We start from the raw sequence: 20,068 nt of genomic DNA, 5'->3' as shown, positions 1-20,068 counted from the left end.
GAGCGAGCTTGCTCGCGATGGTCGTTAACGATTACGCGGGCAGTCAGGATGCCCGCGGCGCTCTTGAGTCCATCGCGAGCAAGCTCGCTCCTACAGGTTATAACCCCATATATAGCTTATCGGTATTTATAAAATCGTATAAATGCCGGTAGGTTATATTGTGTTCAGGTAATTAATTAACAACAGTGCCATGGCACTTGAATTGCTTTGAAAAACATATGTGCCTTATTGTTACAGCGGTGCGTTCTATTAAGTAACTCTTAACTCGCGGGGAGCTGAACGCTATTCGCCATGAGCGCCATTGAATCTTCGATCTTGAACCTGGCTTACCCTCCGCGGCTCGATCTGGGGCCGCAGCTCACGCACGAACAATTGCTCAGCTCGATGCAGTCGACCATGGCTCGCCACAAGGGCGGCCCGGTGTGGCTGTTCGCCTACGGCTCACTGATCTGGCGACCGGAGTGCACGGCGGTGGAGCGGGTTCGCGGTCGCGTGCATGGCTACCATCGTGGTTTGTACCTGTGGTCCCACGAACATCGCGGCACGCCGGAAATGCCCGGCCTGGTGTTTGGCCTGGATCGCGGCGGCTCCTGCAGCGGGTTCGCCTACCGCTTGCCGGAAGAGCAACTGGACGCTTCGCTGTATGCGCTGTGGAAAAGAGAAATGCCATTCCCGTCCTATCGCCCGCACTGGCTCAACTGCCGACTAGAAGACGGCAACCAGGTTCAGGCGTTGGGATTCGTTCTGGAGCGGCATCTGCCCAGCTACGCTGGCAACCTGCCGGATCACGTGCTGAGCCACGTGTTCGAAAACGCTTGCGGGCGTTACGGCACCACTCGCGATTATGTCGAGCAGACCGCCCACGCCCTGCGTAGCCACGCCATGCCAGACCGGAATCTGGAGGCGCGGCTCAAGCGCTGCAAGTCAAAGGACGATCAAGCGAGTGCTTCGCGGCTCTGACTGGCGACCTGCTTGTGCCACAACGTCGGCGCAAGGAAGGCCATCGCCAGCAGGCAGGCACCGATCAGCAGGACGAAACCGCCGTCCCAGCCGAAATGGTCCACGGTGTAGCCCATCGCTGCACTGGCCGCGACCGATCCCCCCAGGTACCCGAACAGACCGGTGAAGCCCGCGGCTGTGCCGGCGGCTTTCTTCGGTGCCAGTTCCAGCGCCTGCAAACCGATCAACATCACCGGCCCGTAGATCAGGAAGCCGATGGACACCAGCGCAATCATGTCAACCGTCGGGTTACCCGCCGGGTTGAGCCAGTACACCAGCGTCGCCACGGTCACCAATGCCATGAACACCATGCCGGTCAGGCCACGGTTGCCACGGAAGATCTTGTCCGACATCCAGCCGCACAGCAGCGTGCCAGGAATACCGGCCCACTCGTAGAAGAAGTATGCCCAGGACGTCTTGTCCACGGTGAAACCCTTGGCTTCCTTGAGATAGGTCGGCGCCCAGTCCAGCACGCCGTAGCGCAGCAGGTAGACGAAGACGTTGGCCAGGGCGATGTACCAGAGCATTTTGTTGCGCAGCACGTATTTGACGAAGATTTCCTTGGCGCTGAATTCTTCTTCGTGGCTGGCGTCGTAGCCTTCCGGGTAATCGTTCTTGTACTTCTCGATCGGTGGCAGGCCGACCGATTGCGGGGTGTCGCGCATGGTAATGAAGGCAAACACCGCCACGGCCATGGCCACCGCCGCCGGCACATAAAACGCCGCGTGCCAGTCGTTGAACAGGCCCATGCCGATCAGGAACAGCGGGCCGATCAGACCGCCACCGACGTTGTGCGCCACGTTCCACAGGGACACCACGCCACCGCGTTCCTTCTGCGACCACCAGTGCACCATGGTCCGCCCGCTCGGCGGCCAGCCCATACCCTGCGCCCAGCCATTGATGAACAGCAGGACGAACATGATGGTCACACTGGACGTCGCCCAATGGGCAAAACCGAACGTGAACATCACCGCCGCCGAGACCACCAGGCCGAACGGCAGGAAGTAACGCGGGTTGGAACGGTCGGAAACGATACCCATCAGGAACTTGGACAAGCCGTAGGCGATGGCAATCGCCGACAACGCCACCCCCAGTTCTCCACGGGTGTAGCCCTCTTCGATCAGATAAGGCATGGCCAGGGAGAAGTTTTTACGCAGCAGGTAGTAACCGGCGTAACCGATAAAGATACCGGCGAAGATCTGCCAGCGCAGGCGTCGGTAGGTGCTGTCTATTTTTTCTTCAGGCAGGGGAGCCTGATGCGTGGCAGGACGAAAGAAAGCAAACATTCAAGAGCTCCAAATTTCTTGTTTTGACTGCGGATGCGAATGTTACAGTTTCGTTACCGAAAATAGCATCGGTTCGCATCGGCAAAACAGCGTAAATGTTGGAATTCGAGCGTTCCTTTATGAACATGTCGCTCAGGTGTAAATGAAGGGCGGTGTAGGAATAATTACTCTTGGCGTTTCGATAAGCCTGATTTGCCAGGAATAGGGCAGGTTTTTGGGAAATGTCCTGCGTTACTACCAGACACCATGACCTTCAGCTTAAAACCCTGCATCTCTACCCTTGGTCCTACTGCCAGACATGGCATTTCAGGTGTGAGGGGGAAGGTTTATGCGGTGGTTTGTGTTGATGCTCATGCTGGTGATGTCTGGCGAAATCCTGGCCGGGGAGGTTTTCCTGATACCGGACAATAACCCGAAGCCGATTTACCCGCCGGCACTTCAACGGGCCGGGATCATTGGTGATGTTCGGGTCAGATTTATGGTCAATGCCGATGGATCGGTCAGCAAGGTGAGCATTTTGCAAAGCGACCATCCCGATCTCGCTGAGGCGACCAGAGTGGCGATTGAGCAATGGCGATTCAAGCCGTGGACGGTCGAGGGTGACAAACCAGCGGAGCAGGAAGTGATAGCACCGATGATCTTCAGATACGATTCAGCGCTGCCAATTGACCTCAACAAATGGCTTAAGGAATTGAAATGTCGGGATCTCAACGAAAGAACTGTTCGTACCCCGGATCATGCCTGGGGGGATGTCGCCGCGTTTCACTATACCCGTGCTTACCTGTCGAACGCGTTTTCTACGACAACGCTGAGCAATGAGCGACGTCTTGCGCTGATAGCCCAGCTGAACAGGAAGGTGCCGGTGATTGTCAGGCAATGCATGAACAGACCTGTTTCCAGGTACGCGAGGTTTTTGCCGGAGGACATTCGCAAATTGCTTTAGGCATATAAACGAAAGGACCAGAAGAACCATGTCAGTTGTTCTGGCCTTTTTTATCATGCGCTGATTCAGCGAACCTGCACCACCACCTTCCCGACCGCCTTGCGCTGGCCAAGATCATTGATGGCCTGCGCCGCATTGCTCAACGGATACACCTGCGACACCAGCGGCTTCAACTTGCCCTCTGCAAACCAGCCAAACAATTGCTGGAAGTTCGCGGCGTTGTCCTGGGGCTGGCGCTGGGCAAACGAGCCCCAGAATACGCCCAATACCGCTGCACCCTTGAGCAGTGCCAGGTTCACCGGCAGTTCGGGAATGCGCCCGCTTGCGAAACCGACCACCAGCAGGCGGCCGTTCCAGGCGATGGCGCGGATGGCCTGGTCGAACAGGTCGCCACCCACCGGGTCGTAGATCACGTCGGCGCCCTGGCCGTCGGTCAGGCGCTTGATTTCGTCCTTGAGGCTGGTTTCGCTGTAGTTGATCAGTTCATCGGCGCCCGCAGCCTTGGCCACGGCGAGTTTTTCCGCGCTGCTGGCCGCGGCGATCACCCGGGCGCCCATGGCCTTGCCGATTTCCACTGCCGCCAGGCCGACACCGCCGGAGGCGCCCAGTACCAGCAGGGTTTCGCCGGGTTGCAGGTTGCCGCGTTGCTTGAGGGCGTGCATCGAGGTGCCGTAGGTCATGCTGAAGGCGGCGGCGGTGTTGAAGTCCATGGAGGGCGGGATCGGCAATACGTTGTAGCCGGGCACTGCGACCTGTTCGGCAAAACTGCCCCAGCCGGTCAGGGCCATGACCCGGTCGCCGACTTTCAGGTGGCTGACCTTTTCGCCCACTTCGCTGACGATGCCTGCGGCTTCACCGCCCGGGGAAAAAGGGAAGGGCGGCTTGAACTGGTACTTGCCCTCGATGATCAGCGTGTCGGGGAAGTTCACCCCGGCGGCGTGTACCTCCAGCAGGATTTCGTTCTTCTTCGCGACAGGACTGGCGACGTCTTCCAGCACCAGCGATTCGGCAGGACCGAAGGCTTTGCACAGCACGGCTTTCATCAGGGCTATTCCTTTTGGAGTGATGGCCGATAAGTGTAGGTGTGTAAGTCGACGGGTCAACGAGCATGCCCGGGCCTGATAGTCAGCCATAAGCTTGTGTTGGCGTGGCGGGTGGTTATGCTGGGGCGCAAACCGGATAAGGAGCGAATTGTGAAAGCGTGGATCATGTTGTTGCTGGCCCTGTCCCTACCTGTGGCAGCGGTGGCCGAGGAAAAGGAAGAGGTGGCGCCGAAGGTCAATTACGTCACCTTGAGCCCGCCGTTCGTGGGCAACTACGGGTTGGATGGCACGCCCAAGCTCAAGGTCTACAAGGCCGATGTAGCCTTGCGTGTGACGGGGGACGAGGCCACCAAGGCGGTGAAGGCCAACGAGCCGCTGATTCGCAATCAACTGGTGGCGTTGTTTGCCCAGCAGTCCAGCGAGACGATGAACAATGTCGAGGCCAAGGAAAAGCTGCGTCAGGAAGCCTTGAAGCAAACCCAGCAGATCATGAATGATGAAACGGGCAAGCCGGTGGTTGAGGATTTGTTGTTCAACAACCTGATCATCCAATAAGTTTTGCAGCGCCTTTACCGGCCTCTTCGCTGGCAAGCCAGCTCCTACAAGGTTTGTGGTGAATCACAATCCTGCATTCACCACAGAACCCTGTAGGAGCTGGCTTGCCAGCGAAGGCATTCGCAGAGTCGCTGCAAATATTACGGCTTGAGCGCAATCACCGCCGCCCACTGCTCCTCTGTCACCGGCATCACCGACAGCCGCGAGCCCTTCTGCACCAGCGGCATCTCGGCCAGCGCCGTCTGCTGCTTCAGATAATCGAGTTTCAACACCCGGGAAAACGTCTCGACATGCGCGACATCAATCGCGCTCCAGGCGTTTTTTTCTGCCGTTGCCTTTGGATCGTAGTAGTGGCTCTCAGGCTCGAGCGCCGTCGGGTCGGGATACGCGGCTTCGACAATCTTGCCGATGCCAGCAATCCCCGGCTCCGGGCAGCTCGAGTGATAGAAAAAGAACGCGTCCCCCACCGCCATGGCCCGCAAAAAGTTACGCGCCTGATAGTTGCGAACCCCGTCCCAGCGCGCTTTGCCGAGCTTTTCCAAATCTTTGATCGAGAGCTCGTCGGGCTCGGACTTCATCAGCCAAAAGGCCATGGTTCTGGCTCCTTGCGAAGTGGGTGGAGAGGTTGTCGGGCAATTTTATGACAAACCGACAGTCGGTTGACGCCAGCATTTGCGTGCCGGTTCACGTTGTCGCAAAATGCCGGCCTTTCAAGCTTGACGCTGCTGCACGGCCAACAAACGGAAACCGCTGCTGTCATCGTGTTGATATGCCTTTGGGGGGCAATCGATGAAACGCAAACCGGATTTACTATGGATTTTGGTTATTTTGTTCGGCCTCGGCGTCGTGACCACTGGCTATGCCCAAAGCCTGTGGGTCAACAAGAACGATGCACCGGTCGAAATCTCGTCATTGCAGCAACAGTCGACAGCCTTCAAACGCTGATCCGCGCTTTTCGACGCCGCTGAATCCGGTAGCGTCTAGCCTGCGTAATACCAGGCCTTGTCCGTCACCGTTCCCTGCAACGGCACATCCCAGCTCGCCTGAGCCAGTCGCTCGACCTTCTGACATTCGTGGGCCAGTCCCAGCAACGTCGGCTTGCGCCAGTCATTACGGCGCGCCAGGTAGGCCAGGCTGCGATCATAGAAGCCGCCGCCCATGCCCAGGCGCCCGCCGACATCGTCAAACCCCACCAATGGCAGCAGCACCAGATCCAGCGCCCAGACTTTACGTTGCCGGGCGAGGTTGTGCCTGGGTTCCAGGATACGGAAGCGATTGAGCCTGAGTTTTTCGCCGGGGCGAATCCGCTGGAACACCATCTTGGTGCGCGGCCAGGCGCTGAGCACCGGTAGATAGGTGGCCTTGCCCCGACGTTGAGCCGCACGCAGCAGCAGGCGCGGATCGATTTCACCGTCAGTGGGCAGATAAAGGGAGATGTGCCTGGCGCGGCGAAACAGCGGTTGCTGGGCCAATTGCTTGTACAGCCCGCGGGCCGCCTGGCGTTGCTGACAGGGCGTCAGTGCGCGGCGGGCCTTGCGCAACATGCGTCGAAGTTGCGGGCGAGGGAGCAGCGCAGGTTCGGTCATGGATTCGGGGCTTCGGTAATGCAATTACAGATATCGTATCTGTAGAAACGCCGATGCCGGTATTTAAACCGGCATCGGACTGGAATCAGGCTCCCCGGATGTACCGCTGTCGACTTAGCCCTTGAACCCGAAAGTTCAAGGTGGAAGATGCAGTAGGCTTTCAGGCTTTCCGTCTAGCGGACATGCACACCAGCCCAACGTGCAACCTCCAGGGTATAGCAAATCGGCTCAGGGACATCGCCAACTGGCAAGCACCCCAGGGAGTGATCAGAGTATACCGCAAGCGGTGACACGAATCAGCCTTTGGTGACATCCGGATCAGTGGCGAGCACCAGATCGACTCGATCGAGCAGGTCGCGCACCTGTTCGCGAGTCGAACCGCTGGCCTGGATGTCCGGTCGCTCTTCCTTGTGCAGCAGGTCGTGGGTGATGTTCAACGCGGCCATCACGGCGATGCGATCGGCGCCGATGACTTTGCCGCTGCTGCGGATTTCGCGCATCTTGCCGTCCAGGTAGCGGGCGGCGCTCACCAGGTTGCTGCGTTCTTCCTGGGGGCAGATGATCGAATATTCTTTGTCGAGGATCTGCACAGTGACGCTATTGCTTGAACTCATGAGTCTTGCTCCAGGGCCTTGAGGCGCGAAATCATCGATTCGACCTTACGCCGGGCGATTTCGTTTTTTTCAATGAGGTGCGCGCGTTCCTCGCGCCAGGTCTTTTCCTGAGCTAGTAAGAGTCCGTTTTGGCTCTTAAGTTGCTCGACTCGGGTAATCAGCAGTTCGAGTCTGGCCATCAGCGCTTGCAGGTCGGTGTCTTCCATTGTCTTCACTGTCTGATGGGTGATGGACTGTAGGAGCGAACTTGCTCGCGATGAACCAGAGATCGCCGCGGGGTGTCAGGTAACCAACGTTATCGTTGACGACCATCGCGAGCAAGCTCGCTCCTACAGGGGTAGTCGATGTAGGATACAAGGCCTTCATTCTAGACATAGCGCCGTCTGGCGCCTAGCTGCCCATGACCATTCAGAATTCCCCGTACCAAGCCTTCGCCAACCTGCTGACTTCCAGCGGTCATAACGTCTCGCCTGCCGAACTGCACGGCCTGTTGCTCGGCCGCAGCTGCGCCGGCGCCGGTTTCGAGGCCGAAGGCTGGCTGATCGACGCCGCCGAATTGCTCGAAAACGAGCCTCAGGACAACGTTCGCAGCGCCTTGATCGGCCTGCAGGAAATGGTCAAGGGCGAGCTCACCGGCGACGACGTGACCGTGGTCCTGTTGCTGCCGACCGATGACGCCCCGCTCGCCGAGCGTGCCGCGGCACTGGGCCAATGGTGCCAGGGCTTCCTCAGCGGTTTCGGCCTGAACTGCCGCGACAGCAGCAGCCTGAGCCTGGAGGCCACCGAAGTGTTGCAGGACCTTGCAGCCATTTCCCAGGTGCAAGAAGCACTGGAAGAGTCGGACGACGGCGAAAGCGACTATATGGAAGTCATGGAGTACGTGCGCATCGCGCCGTTGCTGCTGTTCTCCGAAACCAAAAAAGACGTGGCGGCTGCCGCCAAGCCGTCGCTGCACTGATCAAAAAGCCAGGGAAAGCCATCTGCCCATGATTCATATCCCGAAAGCGGAATACAGCCGTCGCCGCAAGGCCCTGATGGCGCAGATGGAACCCAACAGCATCGCCATCCTGCCTGCCGCCGCGGTGGCCATTCGCAACCGCGACGTAGAGCACGTCTACCGTCAGGACAGCGACTTCCAGTACCTCAGCGGTTTTCCCGAGCCCCAGGCCGTACTGGTCCTGATGCCGGGGCGTGTGCATGGCGAATACATCCTGTTCTGCCGTGAACGCAACGCCGAGCGCGAGTTGTGGGACGGCCTGCGTGCCGGGCAAGAGGGCGCGATTCGCGACTTCGGTGCCGACGACGCCTTCCCGATCACCGATATCGACGACATCCTGCCAGGCCTGATCGAAGGCCGTGACCGGGTGTATTCGGCCATGGGCAGCAACCCGGAGTTCGACCGGCACCTGATGGACTGGATCAACGTGATCCGCTCCAAGGCCAGCCTCGGCGCCCAGCCGCCGAACGAATACGTTGCCCTGGATCATCTGCTGCACGACATGCGCCTGTATAAATCGGCGGCAGAAGTGAAAGTGATGCGCGAAGCCGCACGGATTTCCGCCCAGGCGCACGTGCGCGCGATGCAGGCCAGCCGTGTCGGGCTGCATGAGTTCAGCCTGGAGGCCGAGCTCGATTACGAATTTCGCAAGGGCGGGGCCAAGATGCCCGCCTACGGGTCGATCGTCGCCGCAGGGCGCAATAGCTGCATCCTGCACTACCAGCAGAATGACGCGCTGCTCAAGGACGGCGATCTGGTGCTGATCGACGCCGGGTGCGAGATTGACTGCTACGCCAGCGACATCACTCGCACCTGGCCGGTCAACGGCAAGTATTCCGCGGAACAGAAGGCGATCTACGAGTTGGTGCTGGCTGCCCAGGAGGCCGCGTTTGCCGAGATTGCCCCGAACAAGCACTGGAATCAGGCGCACGAAGCCACGGTCCGCGTGATCACTGCGGGTCTGGTCGAGTTGGGCTTGCTGCAAGGCGATGTCGACGAACTGATTGCCAGCGAGGCCTACAAGGCGTTTTACATGCACCGCGCCGGCCATTGGCTGGGCATGGATGTGCACGACGTCGGCGAGTACAAGGTCGGCGGTGAATGGCGCGTGCTGGAAGTCGGCATGGCGCTGACCGTGGAGCCGGGGATTTATATCGCTGCAGACAACCAGAACGTAGCGAAGAAATGGCGCGGCATTGGCGTGCGCATCGAGGACGACGTGGTGGTCACCAAAACCGGCTGTGAAATCCTGACTAAAGGCGTGCCGAAAACGGTCGCCGAAATCGAGGCCCTGATGGCGCAAGCACGGACACAAGCGGCATGAGTCGATTCAACCTGGCGATTATCGGTGGCGGCCTGGTCGGTGCCAGTCTGGCGTTGGCCTTGCAGGCCGGGGCAAAGGCGCGTGGCTGGAAGATCGTGCTGATCGAACCGTTTGCCCCCGGTGACGCCTATCAACCCAGTTACGACGCACGCTCCACGGCGTTGTCCTTCGGTGCGCGGCAGATTTACCAGCGCTTGGGCGCCTGGCAGGAAATCTCCCGCCGCGCCGAGCCGATCAAGCAGATCCACGTCTCTGACCGCGGGCGTTTTTCCACGGCGCGACTGTCGGCGATGGAAGAGGGCGTTCCGGCGCTGGGTTACGTGGTGGAAAACGCCTGGCTCGGCCATTGTCTGTGGCAAGGCCTGGACAAGGACGTGATCAGCTGGCGTTGCCCGGCGGAAGTCACGCGCATGGAGCCGCTCACCGACGGCTACCGCCTGACCCTGAGTGATGAAACCTCGTTCGATTGTGATCTCGCGGTGCTCGCCGATGGCGGCCGTTCCGGCCTGCGTGAGCAACTGGGCATCGGCATCAGGAAGCGCCCGTACAACCAGAGCGCGCTGATCGCCAACATCACCCCGAACGAAGCCCATGACGGCATGGCGTTCGAGCGCTTCACCGACGATGGCCCGATGGCGTTGCTGCCGTTGCCGGACAACCGCTGTGCGCTGGTCTGGACGCGTCAGGGCATGGATGCGCAACGCCTGGCCGCCCTCGATGAGCGCAGTTTCCTGAGCGAGCTGCAGGGGGTATTCGGTTATCGCCTCGGCACGTTGAAGCAAGTCGGTGTGCGGCACTTGTATCCGCTGGCGCTGGTGGAGGCCGAAGAGCAGGTGCGCTCGCACCTGGTGGTGCTCGGCAATGCGGCCCACAGCCTGCACCCGATTGCCGGCCAGGGCTTCAACCTGTCCCTGCGCGATGCCCAGGCGCTGGCCGATGCACTGCTCGCCAGCGAACAACTGCCGGGCAATTTCGCCACCTTGCAGGATTACCGCGAGCGCCAGCGACTGGACCAGAACCTCACCGTCGGATTCTCCGACCAGGTCACGCGCCTGTTCGGCAGCACCCAGCCCCTGGTATCACTGGGTCGCAACCTGGGCCTGCTCGGCCTGGACCTGCTGCCGCCGGCCAAGCGCTGGTTCGCCCGGCAAGCCATGGGCCTGGGTACCCGTCCTGATGTTTAAGTGGCTGACCCGCCGGTTTGGCAAGGCCCGCCTCATGTGCCGGTTCATGAACCTCTACCCGCCGTACCTTGGGGCCGGGGTTCGGGTACGACACATCAGCGATGACTTTCGTGACGTCCAGGTGTCCATGGGCCTGAGCTGGTACAACCGCAATTACGTCGGCACGCAGTTCGGCGGCAGCCTGTATTCGATGGTCGACCCGTTCTTCATGTTGATGTTGATGGAGAACCTGGGTCGCGATTACATCGTCTGGGACAAGGCCGCCGACATCGATTTCATCGCGCCGGGCAAAGGCCCGGTGTTTGCCCGTTTCAACATCGACGACACCTTGCTCGACGAAATCCGGCGGCAGACGGCGGATGGCAGGAAGTACCTGCCGCAATTGCAGGTCGATATTCATGACGGCGCGGGTAACCTGGTGGCGCGTGTCGGAAAAACCCTTTACGTGCGGCTCAAGCCGCAAGCGAGACAGGCTTAAAGCATGGAAATGCGCGCAGATCTGCTGATTGTCGGGGCCGGAATGGTCGGCAGCGCCCTGGCGCTGGCGTTGCAGGACAGCGGGCTGGAAGTCCTGCTGCTCGATGGCAGCCCGATGAGCGTCAAACCCTATGACCCGCAGGCGCCGTTCGAGCCGCGGGTGAGTGCGTTGTCCATTGCCAGTCAGCGAATTCTCGAACGCCTGGGTGTCTGGGACGGCATCGCCAGCCGGCGCAGCAGCCCTTACAGCGAGATGCAGGTCTGGGATGGCAGCGGCACAGGGCAAATCCATTTTTCCGCGACCAGTGTGCACGCGGAGGTACTGGGCCATATCGTCGAGAACCGTGTGGTTCAGGACGCTTTGCTCGACCGATTGCACGACTGTGACCTGGGCATGCTGGCCAATGCACGCCTGGAGCAGATGCGCCGCTCCGGCGACGACTGGCTGCTGACCCTGGCCGATGGCCGTACCTTGCGCGCGCCGCTGGTGATCGCGGCGGATGGCGCCAACTCGGCGGTGCGGCGCCTGACCGGTGTCGCCACGCGGGAGTGGGATTACCTGCACCACGCCATCGTCACCAGCGTGCGCAGTTCCAAGCCTCATCAGGCGACCGCCTGGCAGCGGTTTACCGACAACGGTCCGCTGGCGTTCCTGCCGCTGGAGCGCGACGGTCAGCAGGATTGGTGTTCGATCGTCTGGTCGACCACTCCGAGCGAAGCCGAGCACTTGATGGCGCTGGATGACGAGGGTTTCTGTCGCGCGCTGGAACGGGCCTTCGAAGGCCGGCTAGGCAGCGTGCTCAGCGCCGACCCGCGTCTGTGCGTGCCCCTGCGTCAGCGCCATGCCAAGCGTTACGTGGCCGAGGGCCTGGCCCTGATCGGCGACGCGGCGCACACCATTCATCCATTGGCCGGGCAGGGCGTGAACCTCGGTTTCCTCGATGCGGCGGTGCTGGCTGAAGTCCTGTTGCAGGCCAACACGCGTGGCGAGCGCCTGGCGGATGTGAAGGTGTTGAGTCGATATGAGCGTCGGCGCATGCCGCATAACCTGGCGCTGATGGCGGCGATGGAAGGCTTCGAGCGGCTGTTCCAGGCCGATCCATTGCCGGTGCGCTGGTTGCGTAATACCGGGTTGAAGATGGTCGACCGGATGCCCGAGGCCAAGGCGCTGTTCGTGCGTGAGGCGTTGGGATTGATCGGCGACCTGCCGGCCCTCGCCAAGGCCTGACACCTCCCCTATACCCCTGTAGGAGCTGCCGCAGGCTGCGATTTTTTGATCTTGCTCTTTTTAAAAGCAAAATCAAAAGATCGCAGCCTGCGGCAGCTCCTACAGGGATCACAGCAAATTCGCGGACCTGTGCAACATCTGGTAACTCCTCCGCAAACTGTTCGATTGAGAAGGCAAATGTGAGTCCTTATCATTTGCCCTCACTTTTTCAATCGAGAGACCGCTCCCATGTTGGCACCGAAGCGTCTACTGACCGCACTGGCCCTGACTCTGATCGGCAGCACCGCCGCCCAGGCCGCTGACGAGGTAGTGGTCTACTCCTCGCGCATCGACGAACTGATCAAGCCTGTCTTCGATGCCTACACCGCGAAAACCGGGGTCAAGGTGAAGTTCATCACCGACAAGGAAGCGCCGCTGATGCAGCGGATCAAGGCCGAGGGCGAGAACACGCCCGCCGACCTGCTGCTGACCGTCGATGCCGGCAACCTCTGGCAAGCCGAGCAGATGGGCATCCTCCAGCCGTTCACCTCGAAAACCATCGATGCCAACATTCCGCTGCAATACCGCGCGGCCTCCCATGCCTGGACCGGCCTGAGCCTGCGCGCGCGGACCATCGCCTATTCCACCGACCGGGTGAAACCGGGCGAACTGACCACCTACGAAGCGCTGGCCGACAAGAACTGGGAAGGTCGCCTGTGCCTGCGCACGGCGAAGAAGGTCTACAACCAGTCCCTGACCGCCACCATGATCGAAGTGCACGGCGCCGAGAAAACCGAGAAGATCCTCAAGGGCTGGGTCAACAACCTGTCCACTGACGTGTTCTCCGACGACGTGGCGGTGCTCGAGGCCATCAATGCCGGCCAGTGCGACGTCGGCATCGTCAACACCTACTACTACGGCCGCCTGCACAAGCAGAAGCCGGACCTGCCGGTAAAACTGTTCTGGCCGAACCAGGCGGATCGCGGCGTGCACGTCAACCTGTCGGGCATCGGCCTGATCAAAAACGCGCCGCACCCGGAAGCGGCCAAGGCGTTGGTGGAGTGGATGACCACGCCTGAGGCGCAGAAGATCTTCGCCGACGTGAACCAGGAATTCCCGGCCAACCCGACCGTGCAGCCCTCCGCCGAAGTCGCCGCCTGGGGCAAGTTCGTCGCCGATACCCTGCCGGTGGAAGTCGCGGGCAAGCGCCAGGCCGAAGCGATTCGCATGATGGACCGGGCTGGCTGGAACTGACGCCACGGTTTTAAAGCAAAAGATCGCAGCCTTCGGCAGCTCCTACACAGGCCCCCTGTAGGAGCTGCCGGAGGCTGCGATCTTTTTGCGTTTTCCCTACAATTCAGGATTTTGCGAGAACCATCCCTTGGCCCACCCCGCCCAACGCCGCTGGTATCCCCTGGTCTTCGCCATCGCTGCGCTGGTCCTGCTGCCCCTCAGCGTCCTGCTGTTGTCCTGGCAAACCATCGACCAACAGATCTGGTCTCACCTCTGGGAAACCCAGATGCCGCGGCTGCTGGGCAACACCCTGACCCTGGTACTCGGTGTCGGCGTTGGCGTGACGGTGCTGGGGGTGAGCCTGGCCTGGCTCACCAGCCTCTGCGAATTCCCCGGCCGGCGCTGGCTGGACTGGGCACTGATGCTGCCCTTTGCGATTCCGGCCTACGTGCTGGCGTTCGTCTTTGTCGGGCTGCTGGATTTTGCCGGCCCCGTGCAGACCCTGCTGCGGGAGTGGTTCGGCACTGGCCTGCGATTGCCGCGCGTGCGCTCCACGGGCGGGGTGATCCTGGTATTGGTGCTGGTCTTCTATCCCTACGTTTACCTGCTGGCCCGCACCGCGTTTCTCGCTCAGGGCAAGGGCCTGATGGAAGCGGCGCGGGTGCTCGGTCAATCCCCATGGCAGGCGTTCTGGCGCGTTGCTATGCCCATGGCGCGTCCCGCCATCGGCGCTGGCGTCGCCTTGGCGCTGATGGAAACCCTGGCGGATTTCGGCGCCGTGTCGGTCTTTAACTTCGACACCTTCACCACCGCCATCTACAAGACCTGGTACGGGTTTTTCAGCCTCTCCAGCGCCGCGCAACTGGCCAGCCTGTTGCTGCTGGTGGTGATGCTCGTACTGTACGGCGAGCGGCGCGCCCGCGGTGCCAACCGGGCGAGCAACGAACGGCCACGGGTCAAGGCGTTGTACCACCTGCGCGGGCTCAAGGCGCTGTTGGCGACAGCCTGGTGCGCGCTGGTGTTCGCCTGCGCCTTCGTCATTCCGATGCTGCAGCTGCTGGTCTGGTTCTGGCAGCGCGGGCGCCTGGACCTGGATGAGCGCTACACCGCGCTGATACTCCACACCTTGTACCTGGGGACGATGGCGGCGTTGATCACCGTCAGTGTCGCCCTGGTCTTGGCGTTTGCTCGGCGGCTGGCGCCCACCCAAGGCATCCGCGCAGGGGTCAGCCTGGCCAACCTTGGCTACGCCTTGCCCGGTTCGGTGTTGGCGGTGTCGATCATGCTGGCGTTCAGTTACCTGGATCGTGAACTGGTGATCCCACTCTCCGGCTGGCTCGGTGGGGCTGGCAAGCCGTTGCTGCTGGGCAGCCTGCTGGCGTTGCTGCTCGCCTATCTGGTGCGCTTCATCGCCGTGGCTTACGGGCCGCTGGAAAGCAGTCTGGCGCGAATACGGCCATCTTTGCCCGAAGCGGCACGTAGCCTGGGCGTCAGTGGTCCGCGACTGTTTTTCAAAGTGTATCTGCCGTTGCTGCTCCCCGGTTCGTTGAGCGCGGCGTTGCTGGTGTTCGTCGATGTGCTCAAGGAAATGCCCGCGACCCTGCTGATGCGGCCGTTTGGCTGGGATACGCTGGCGGTGAGGATCTTCGAAATGACCAGTGAAGGCGAGTGGGCGAGGGCCTCTTTGCCGGCCTTGACCCTGGTTTTGGTCGGACTGCTACCGGTCATCGGATTGATACGTCGTTCGGCGCATCGAAACAGCTAGGTGCCAGTCCTACACCATGCGGCTACAATGCGCGGCATTCGGTGCGGTCCGTCTGACAGACAAGGTAGTGAAAACGGCTGGAAGCCTCTTATTTCAAGGCGCCCGCAAGCTGCATCACTCGCCCGCACCTTCGCCACGCCCGGAAGGAGAAACCCATGGGACAGCGTACGCCTCTGTATGACCTTCATCTCGCCCTGGGCGCGAAGATGGTCGATTTTGGCGGTTGGGATATGCCTCTGCATTATGGATCCCAGGTCGAGGAGCACCATCAGGTGCGCCGCGATTGCGGTGTTTTTGATGTATCCCACATGACCGTGATCGATGTCGACGGCCCCCAGGCCAAGGCATGGCTTCAGCATTTGCTGACCAACGACGTCGAACGCCTGCACAAACCCGGTTCCGCGTTGTACAGCGCCATGCTCAATGAGCGCGGCGGTATCGTCGACGACATGATCGTCTATCGCCTCGAAAGCGGTTACCGCCTGGTGGTCAACGCCTCCACCCGCGATCAGGACCTGGCGTGGATGCAGGCGCATCTCGACGGTTTCGATGTGCAGCTTAACGAGCGTTCCGAAATGGCCATGCTGGCCATCCAGGGGCCTCATGCCCGGAACAAGATTGCCGAGTTGGTGAACCAGGCACGCGGCACATTGATCCAGCAGCTCAAGCCTTTCGAGGGCAAGCCCGACGGTGACTGGTTCATCGCACGCACCGGCTATACCGGTGAAGACGGCCTGGAAATCATTCTGCCGGCCGACCAGGCACCGGGATTCTTCAACGATCTGGTGGGTGCGGGCATTTCCCCCATTGGCTTGGGCGCGCGTGACACCCTGCGGGTCGAGGCGGGCATGAACCTGTACGGCCAGGACATTCACCAGGACGTTTCCCCGCTGGCCTCCAACATGGCCTGGAGCATCGCCTGGGAGCCGGCCGCTCGCCAGTTCATCGGCCGCACGGCGCTGGAAGCCGAGCGCAGCGGCGGCATACAACACAAGCTGGTCGGTCTGGTCCTCGAGGAGCGCGGGGTTTTGCGCGCTCATCAAGTGGTCCGCATCGCCGATGTTGGCGAAGGGGAGATCACCAGTGGTAGTTTCTCTCCTACGCTTAGCAAGTCGATTGCACTGGCGCGCGTGCCAATGGCCACAGCCGACCGCGCAGAAGTGGAAATCCGTGGCAAGTGGTACCCGGTCCGAGTGGTCAAGCCGACCTTCGTCCGCCATGGCAAAACCTTGATCTAACCTTTTCCGGCGGACCTTGACCGCCGATCATTTTCCTGAGGACACAGAACATGAGCGATATCCCTGCCGACCTGCGTTTTGCCGAGAGTCACGAATGGGCTCGCCTGGAAGCCGATGGCACCGTCACCGTGGGCATCAGCGATCACGCGCAGGAAGCGCTGGGTGATGTGGTGTTCGTTGAGCTGACCGAAGTGGGCAATGTGTTTGCCGCTGAAGACCAGGCCGGTGTCGTTGAATCGGTAAAAGCCGCTTCCGACATCTACTCCCCGATTGCCGGTGAAGTGATCGCGGTCAACGAAGCACTGAGCGCTGAACCTGAGTTGCTCAACTCCGACCCGTACGGTGCGTGGATCTTCAAGATCAAGCCAAGCAACGCGGCTGACCTGGAAAAGCTGCTCGATGCAGCGGCTTACAAGGCCGCCATCGGCGAATAAGCCTTCAGCGTTACCCCAAAGCCCCGACCTGTCGGGGCTTTTTTGTACCCTAAAAGATCGCAGCCTTCGGCAGCTCCTACATTGAAATGCGGTCCCCTGTAGGAGCTGCCGAAGGCTGCGATCTTTTGATTTTCAGGGGACTGCTATGCTGGTTTGACCGTGTTGCATCGACGCTGAGCGCCAGTCAAGAGAGAGCCCGTCATGTCCCAGTTGCCGTCCCTGAGCCAGTTACGCGACCCCAATGCCTTCCTTCGCCGCCACCTCGGGCCTGATGCCGCCGAGCAACAGGCAATGCTCGACAGCCTGGGCCTCGGCAGCCGGGTCGAGTTGATCGAGCAGACGGTGCCGCCGGGAATCCGCCTGAACCGGCCACTCGATTTGCCGCCGGCCCTCGACGAAGAAGCCGCGCTGGCCAAGCTGCGCGGTTACGCCGAGCAGAACGAGGTCTGGACCAGCCTGATCGGCATGGGCTATCACGGCACGTTGACGCCGGCCGTCATCCTGCGCAACGTCCTGGAAAATCCCGGCTGGTACACCGCGTACACACCCTATCAACCGGAAATCGCCCAGGGCCGGCTCGAAGCGCTGCTGAATTTCCAGCAATTGACCATCGACCTCACGGGCCTGGAACTGGCCAACGCCTCGCTGCTGGATGAAGCCACTGCGGCGGCGGAAGCCATGGCGCTGGCCAAGCGGGTCGCCAAGTCGAAAAGCAATCTGTTCTTTGTCGACGAACATTGCCATCCGCAGACCATCTCCGTGGTGCAAACCCGCGCCGAAGGCTTCGGCTTCGAGCTGATCGTCGACGCTGTGGATAACTTGAAACAGCACCAGGTGTTCGGTGCGCTGCTGCAATATCCCGACACCCGCGGCGAGATCTGTGACCTGCGTCCGTTGATCGATCATCTGCATGCCCAGCAGGCGCTGGCCTGTGTCGCCACCGATCTGTTGAGCCTGCTGTTGCTGACCCCGCCGGGGGAGCTGGGGGCCGACGTGGTGTTCGGCTCATCCCAGCGTTTCGGCGTGCCCATGGGATACGGCGGCCCGCATGCGGCGTTTTTTGCCAGCCGTGACGAGTACAAACGAGCGATTCCCGGACGCATCATCGGCGTCTCAAAAGATGCCCGCAGCAACGTTGCCCTGCGCATGGCGCTGCAAACCCGCGAGCAGCATATTCGTCGTGAAAAGGCCAACTCGAACATCTGCACCGCGCAGGTGCTGCTGGCCAATATCGCCAGTTTCTATGCGGTTTATCACGGCCCGGAGGGGCTCAAACGGATTGCCCAGCGCGTGCACCGGCTGACCTGCATCCTTGCCGCCGGCCTTGAGCGCAAGGGCATCACCCGCCTCAACCAACACTTCTTCGACACCTTGACCCTGGAAGTCGGTGGCACCCAGACCGCGATCCTCGAAAGCGCCCAGGCCGCGCAGATCAACCTGCGCATTCTTGGGCGTGGGCAGTTGGCTTTGAGCCTCGACGAAACCTCTGACGAAAGCACGGTGGCGAAACTGTTCGATGTGTTCCTGGGGGCCGATCATGGGCTCAACGTCGACGAACTGGACGCTGAAACCCTGGATGGCGGCATTCCCGACGCGCTCAGGCGAACCTCGCCCTACCTGCGCCACCCGGTGTTCAACGCCCATCACAGCGAAACCGAGATGCTGCGCTACCTCAAGCAACTGGAAAACAAGGACCTGGCGCTCAATCAATCGATGATCCCGCTGGGTTCTTGCACCATGAAGCTCAATGCCACCAGCGAGATGATCCCGATTACCTGGCCGCAGTTCGCCAACCTGCATCCGTTCGCGCCCAAGGAGCAGGCGGTCGGTTACTCATTGATGATCGAAGAACTGGAGCGTTGGCTCTGCGCGATCACCGGTTTCGATGCGATCTGCATGCAGCCCAACTCCGGGGCCCAAGGCGAGTACGCCGGGTTGCTGGCGATCCGCAAGTACCACGAGAGCCGCCAGGAGGGCGGGCGGGATATCTGCCTGATTCCTTCATCGGCCCATGGCACCAACCCGGCCTCGGCGCAAATGGCCGGGATGCGCGTGGTGATTGTCGAGTGCGATGAAGCGGGCAACGTCGATCTCGATGACCTGAAAGACAAAGCCGCCCAGGCCGGGGATAAGCTCGCCTGCCTGATGGCGACTTATCCGTCGACCCATGGCGTGTACGAGGAAGGCATCAGCGAAATCTGTGAAGTTATCCACAGCCACGGCGGGCAGGTGTACATGGACGGCGCCAACCTCAATGCCCAGGTTGGCCTCGCGCGCCCGGCGGACATCGGCGCCGACGTGTCACACATGAACCTGCACAAGACCTTCTGCATCCCCCATGGCGGCGGTGGACCGGGCATGGGGCCGATTGGCGTGCGCGCGCACCTGGCACCCTTTGTGGCCAACCACCCGGTGGTGCCGATCGAAGGGCCGCTGCCGCAGAACGGCGCCGTCAGTGCCGCGCCTTGGGGCAGCGCGAGCATTCTGCCGATCAGCTGGATGTACATCGCCATGATGGGGCCGCAATTGGCCGACGCCAGCGAAGTGGCGATCCTGGCGGCCAATTACCTGGCGCGGCACCTGTCCGGTGCGTTTCCAGTCCTCTACACCGGGCGCAACGAGCGGGTGGCCCACGAATGCATTCTCGACCTGCGACCTCTGAAGGCGCTGACCGGTATCAGCGAAGAAGACGTGGCGAAGCGCCTGATGGACTATGGCTTCCATGCGCCGACCATGTCGTTCCCGGTGCCGGGGACCTTGATGGTCGAGCCTACTGAAAGTGAGTCGAAGGCGGAGCTGGATCGCTTCATCGGGGCGATGCTGAGTATCCGCGCGGAGATCACCGAGGTGCAGAACGGCAACTGGCCGGCCGAGGACAACCCGTTGAAACGCGCGCCCCATACGCTGGCGGACATCACTGGGGTATGGGAGCGGCCTTACAGCATTGAGCAAGCGGTCACGCCGGATGCTCATACCAAGGCGCACAAGTACTGGCCGGTGGTGAACCGGGTGGACAATGTCTACGGCGACCGGAATCTGTTTTGTGCGTGTGTGCCGCTGGACGAGTACCGCTGAAAAACACACACCCCTCCTGTAGGAGCTGGCTTGCCAGCGATGGAGTGTCAGTCGACATCAATTTGTCTGACCCACCATCGCTGGCAAGCCAGCTCCTACAGAGGGTTT

The 20,068-nt window shown here is 61.0% G+C and carries 20 protein-coding genes and 1 other RNA gene; 14 read left to right on the top strand and 7 right to left on the bottom strand.

All coding sequences use genetic code 11. The features are described from left to right. Positions 1-291: 291 nt before the first annotated feature. Positions 292-960, top strand: a complete 669-nt coding sequence (locus ACM6I6_RS25850) for a gamma-glutamylcyclotransferase (RefSeq protein ID WP_274073661.1) — start codon at positions 292-294, stop codon at positions 958-960. Here ACM6I6_RS25850 and glpT read toward each other — a convergent pair. Further along, positions 936-2,285 (bottom strand): glycerol-3-phosphate transporter, encoded by a 1,350-nt coding sequence (gene glpT / locus ACM6I6_RS25845; RefSeq protein ID WP_274073660.1) that lies wholly within the window; start codon positions 2,283-2,285, stop codon positions 936-938. The two genes, ACM6I6_RS25850 and glpT, sit on opposite strands and share 25 nt — an antisense overlap. A gap of 328 nt (positions 2,286-2,613) precedes the next feature. Between glpT and ACM6I6_RS25840 the strand changes: the two genes are divergently transcribed. After that, a complete protein-coding gene (locus ACM6I6_RS25840) occupies positions 2,614-3,228 on the top strand; it encodes an energy transducer TonB (protein WP_323607214.1) in 615 nt (204 codons plus the stop codon). 65 nt (positions 3,229-3,293) lie between these two features. On the opposite strand, the gene ACM6I6_RS25835 is transcribed toward ACM6I6_RS25840, so the two are convergent. After that, entirely contained in the window at positions 3,294-4,271 is a 978-nt protein-coding gene (locus ACM6I6_RS25835) for an NADPH:quinone oxidoreductase family protein (RefSeq protein ID WP_274073655.1), read from the bottom strand. A 150-nt stretch (positions 4,272-4,421) separates the two neighbouring features. On the opposite strand from ACM6I6_RS25835, the gene ACM6I6_RS25830 reads away from it, so the two are divergent. Further along, on the top strand, positions 4,422-4,826 hold the full coding sequence (locus ACM6I6_RS25830; RefSeq protein WP_274073654.1) for a flagellar basal body-associated protein FliL: 405 nt from the start codon (positions 4,422-4,424) through the stop codon (positions 4,824-4,826). Between the two features lie 140 nt (positions 4,827-4,966). Here the strand turns inward: ACM6I6_RS25830 and ACM6I6_RS25825 are convergent, their stop codons facing one another. Beyond that, positions 4,967-5,419: an EVE domain-containing protein gene (locus tag ACM6I6_RS25825; RefSeq protein ID WP_414920890.1), complete on the bottom strand. Its 453-nt coding sequence runs from the start codon at positions 5,417-5,419 to the stop codon at positions 4,967-4,969. Positions 5,420-5,615: 196 nt separating this feature from the next. Between ACM6I6_RS25825 and ACM6I6_RS25820 the strand changes: the two genes are divergently transcribed. Further along, positions 5,616-5,771, top strand: coding sequence for a hypothetical protein (locus tag ACM6I6_RS25820; protein WP_274073652.1), 156 nt, complete (start codon positions 5,616-5,618; stop codon positions 5,769-5,771). A gap of 35 nt (positions 5,772-5,806) precedes the next feature. Here the strand turns inward: ACM6I6_RS25820 and ACM6I6_RS25815 are convergent, their stop codons facing one another. The 4 genes from ACM6I6_RS25815 to ACM6I6_RS25800 form a co-directional block, all read right to left on the bottom strand. Continuing rightward, entirely contained in the window at positions 5,807-6,412 is a 606-nt protein-coding gene (locus tag ACM6I6_RS25815; RefSeq protein ID WP_274073651.1) for a 5-formyltetrahydrofolate cyclo-ligase, read from the bottom strand. An 87-nt stretch (positions 6,413-6,499) separates the two neighbouring features. Then, positions 6,500-6,678: non-coding RNA, 6S RNA (gene ssrS / locus ACM6I6_RS25810), on the bottom strand. 30 nt (positions 6,679-6,708) lie between these two features. Next, complete coding sequence (locus ACM6I6_RS25805; protein ID WP_008055229.1) at positions 6,709-7,026, bottom strand: cell division protein ZapA; 318 nt, start codon at positions 7,024-7,026, stop codon at positions 6,709-6,711. Next, positions 7,023-7,232, bottom strand: a complete 210-nt coding sequence (locus ACM6I6_RS25800) for a TIGR02449 family protein (protein ID WP_007982902.1) — start codon at positions 7,230-7,232, stop codon at positions 7,023-7,025. Before ACM6I6_RS25800 ends, ACM6I6_RS25805 begins: the two co-directional genes overlap by 4 nt. Before the next feature lie 194 nt (positions 7,233-7,426). On the opposite strand from ACM6I6_RS25800, the gene ACM6I6_RS25795 reads away from it, so the two are divergent. The 10 genes from ACM6I6_RS25795 (at position 7,427) to gcvP (ending at position 19,960) form a co-directional block, all read left to right on the top strand. Continuing rightward, positions 7,427-7,984: a YecA family protein gene (locus tag ACM6I6_RS25795; protein ID WP_274073650.1), complete on the top strand. Its 558-nt coding sequence runs from the start codon at positions 7,427-7,429 to the stop codon at positions 7,982-7,984. A gap of 28 nt (positions 7,985-8,012) precedes the next feature. Continuing rightward, entirely contained in the window at positions 8,013-9,347 is a 1,335-nt protein-coding gene (pepP, locus tag ACM6I6_RS25790; protein WP_274073649.1) for a Xaa-Pro aminopeptidase, read from the top strand. Then, positions 9,344-10,531: a 2-octaprenyl-6-methoxyphenyl hydroxylase gene (ubiH, locus tag ACM6I6_RS25785; RefSeq protein ID WP_414920889.1), complete on the top strand. Its 1,188-nt coding sequence runs from the start codon at positions 9,344-9,346 to the stop codon at positions 10,529-10,531. The genes pepP and ubiH overlap by 4 nt, the downstream gene beginning before the upstream one ends. Next, positions 10,524-11,009, top strand: a complete 486-nt coding sequence (locus ACM6I6_RS25780) for a DUF4442 domain-containing protein (protein WP_274073647.1) — start codon at positions 10,524-10,526, stop codon at positions 11,007-11,009. Before ubiH ends, ACM6I6_RS25780 begins: the two co-directional genes overlap by 8 nt. Positions 11,010-11,018: 9 nt before the next feature. Continuing rightward, on the top strand, positions 11,019-12,236 hold the full coding sequence (locus ACM6I6_RS25775) for a 2-octaprenyl-3-methyl-6-methoxy-1,4-benzoquinol hydroxylase (RefSeq protein WP_414920905.1): 1,218 nt from the start codon (positions 11,019-11,021) through the stop codon (positions 12,234-12,236). 228 nt (positions 12,237-12,464) lie between these two features. After that, a complete protein-coding gene (locus tag ACM6I6_RS25770; protein ID WP_274073646.1) occupies positions 12,465-13,469 on the top strand; it encodes an extracellular solute-binding protein in 1,005 nt (334 codons plus the stop codon). A gap of 127 nt (positions 13,470-13,596) precedes the next feature. Then, on the top strand, positions 13,597-15,213 hold the full coding sequence (locus tag ACM6I6_RS25765) for an ABC transporter permease (protein ID WP_406592769.1): 1,617 nt from the start codon (positions 13,597-13,599) through the stop codon (positions 15,211-15,213). A gap of 155 nt (positions 15,214-15,368) precedes the next feature. Beyond that, positions 15,369-16,451, top strand: a complete 1,083-nt coding sequence (gene gcvT, locus ACM6I6_RS25760; RefSeq protein ID WP_323625691.1) for a glycine cleavage system aminomethyltransferase GcvT — start codon at positions 15,369-15,371, stop codon at positions 16,449-16,451. A 50-nt stretch (positions 16,452-16,501) separates the two neighbouring features. Next, positions 16,502-16,885 carry a glycine cleavage system protein GcvH gene (gene gcvH / locus ACM6I6_RS25755; protein WP_274073643.1) on the top strand — a complete coding sequence of 128 codons (384 nt, stop codon included), beginning with the start codon at positions 16,502-16,504 and terminating at the stop codon, positions 16,883-16,885. A 201-nt stretch (positions 16,886-17,086) separates the two neighbouring features. After that, a complete protein-coding gene (gene gcvP / locus ACM6I6_RS25750) occupies positions 17,087-19,960 on the top strand; it encodes an aminomethyl-transferring glycine dehydrogenase (RefSeq protein WP_406592771.1) in 2,874 nt (957 codons plus the stop codon). The last annotated feature ends 108 nt before the right edge of the window (positions 19,961-20,068 follow it).

The organism is Pseudomonas sp. IT-P218, assembly GCF_949767605.1.
GTDB lineage: Bacteria > Pseudomonadota > Gammaproteobacteria > Pseudomonadales > Pseudomonadaceae > Aquipseudomonas > Aquipseudomonas putida_AE.
Note: the sequence above shows the minus strand (reverse complement) of the source record. Positions and strands in the feature narration are given on the sequence as shown.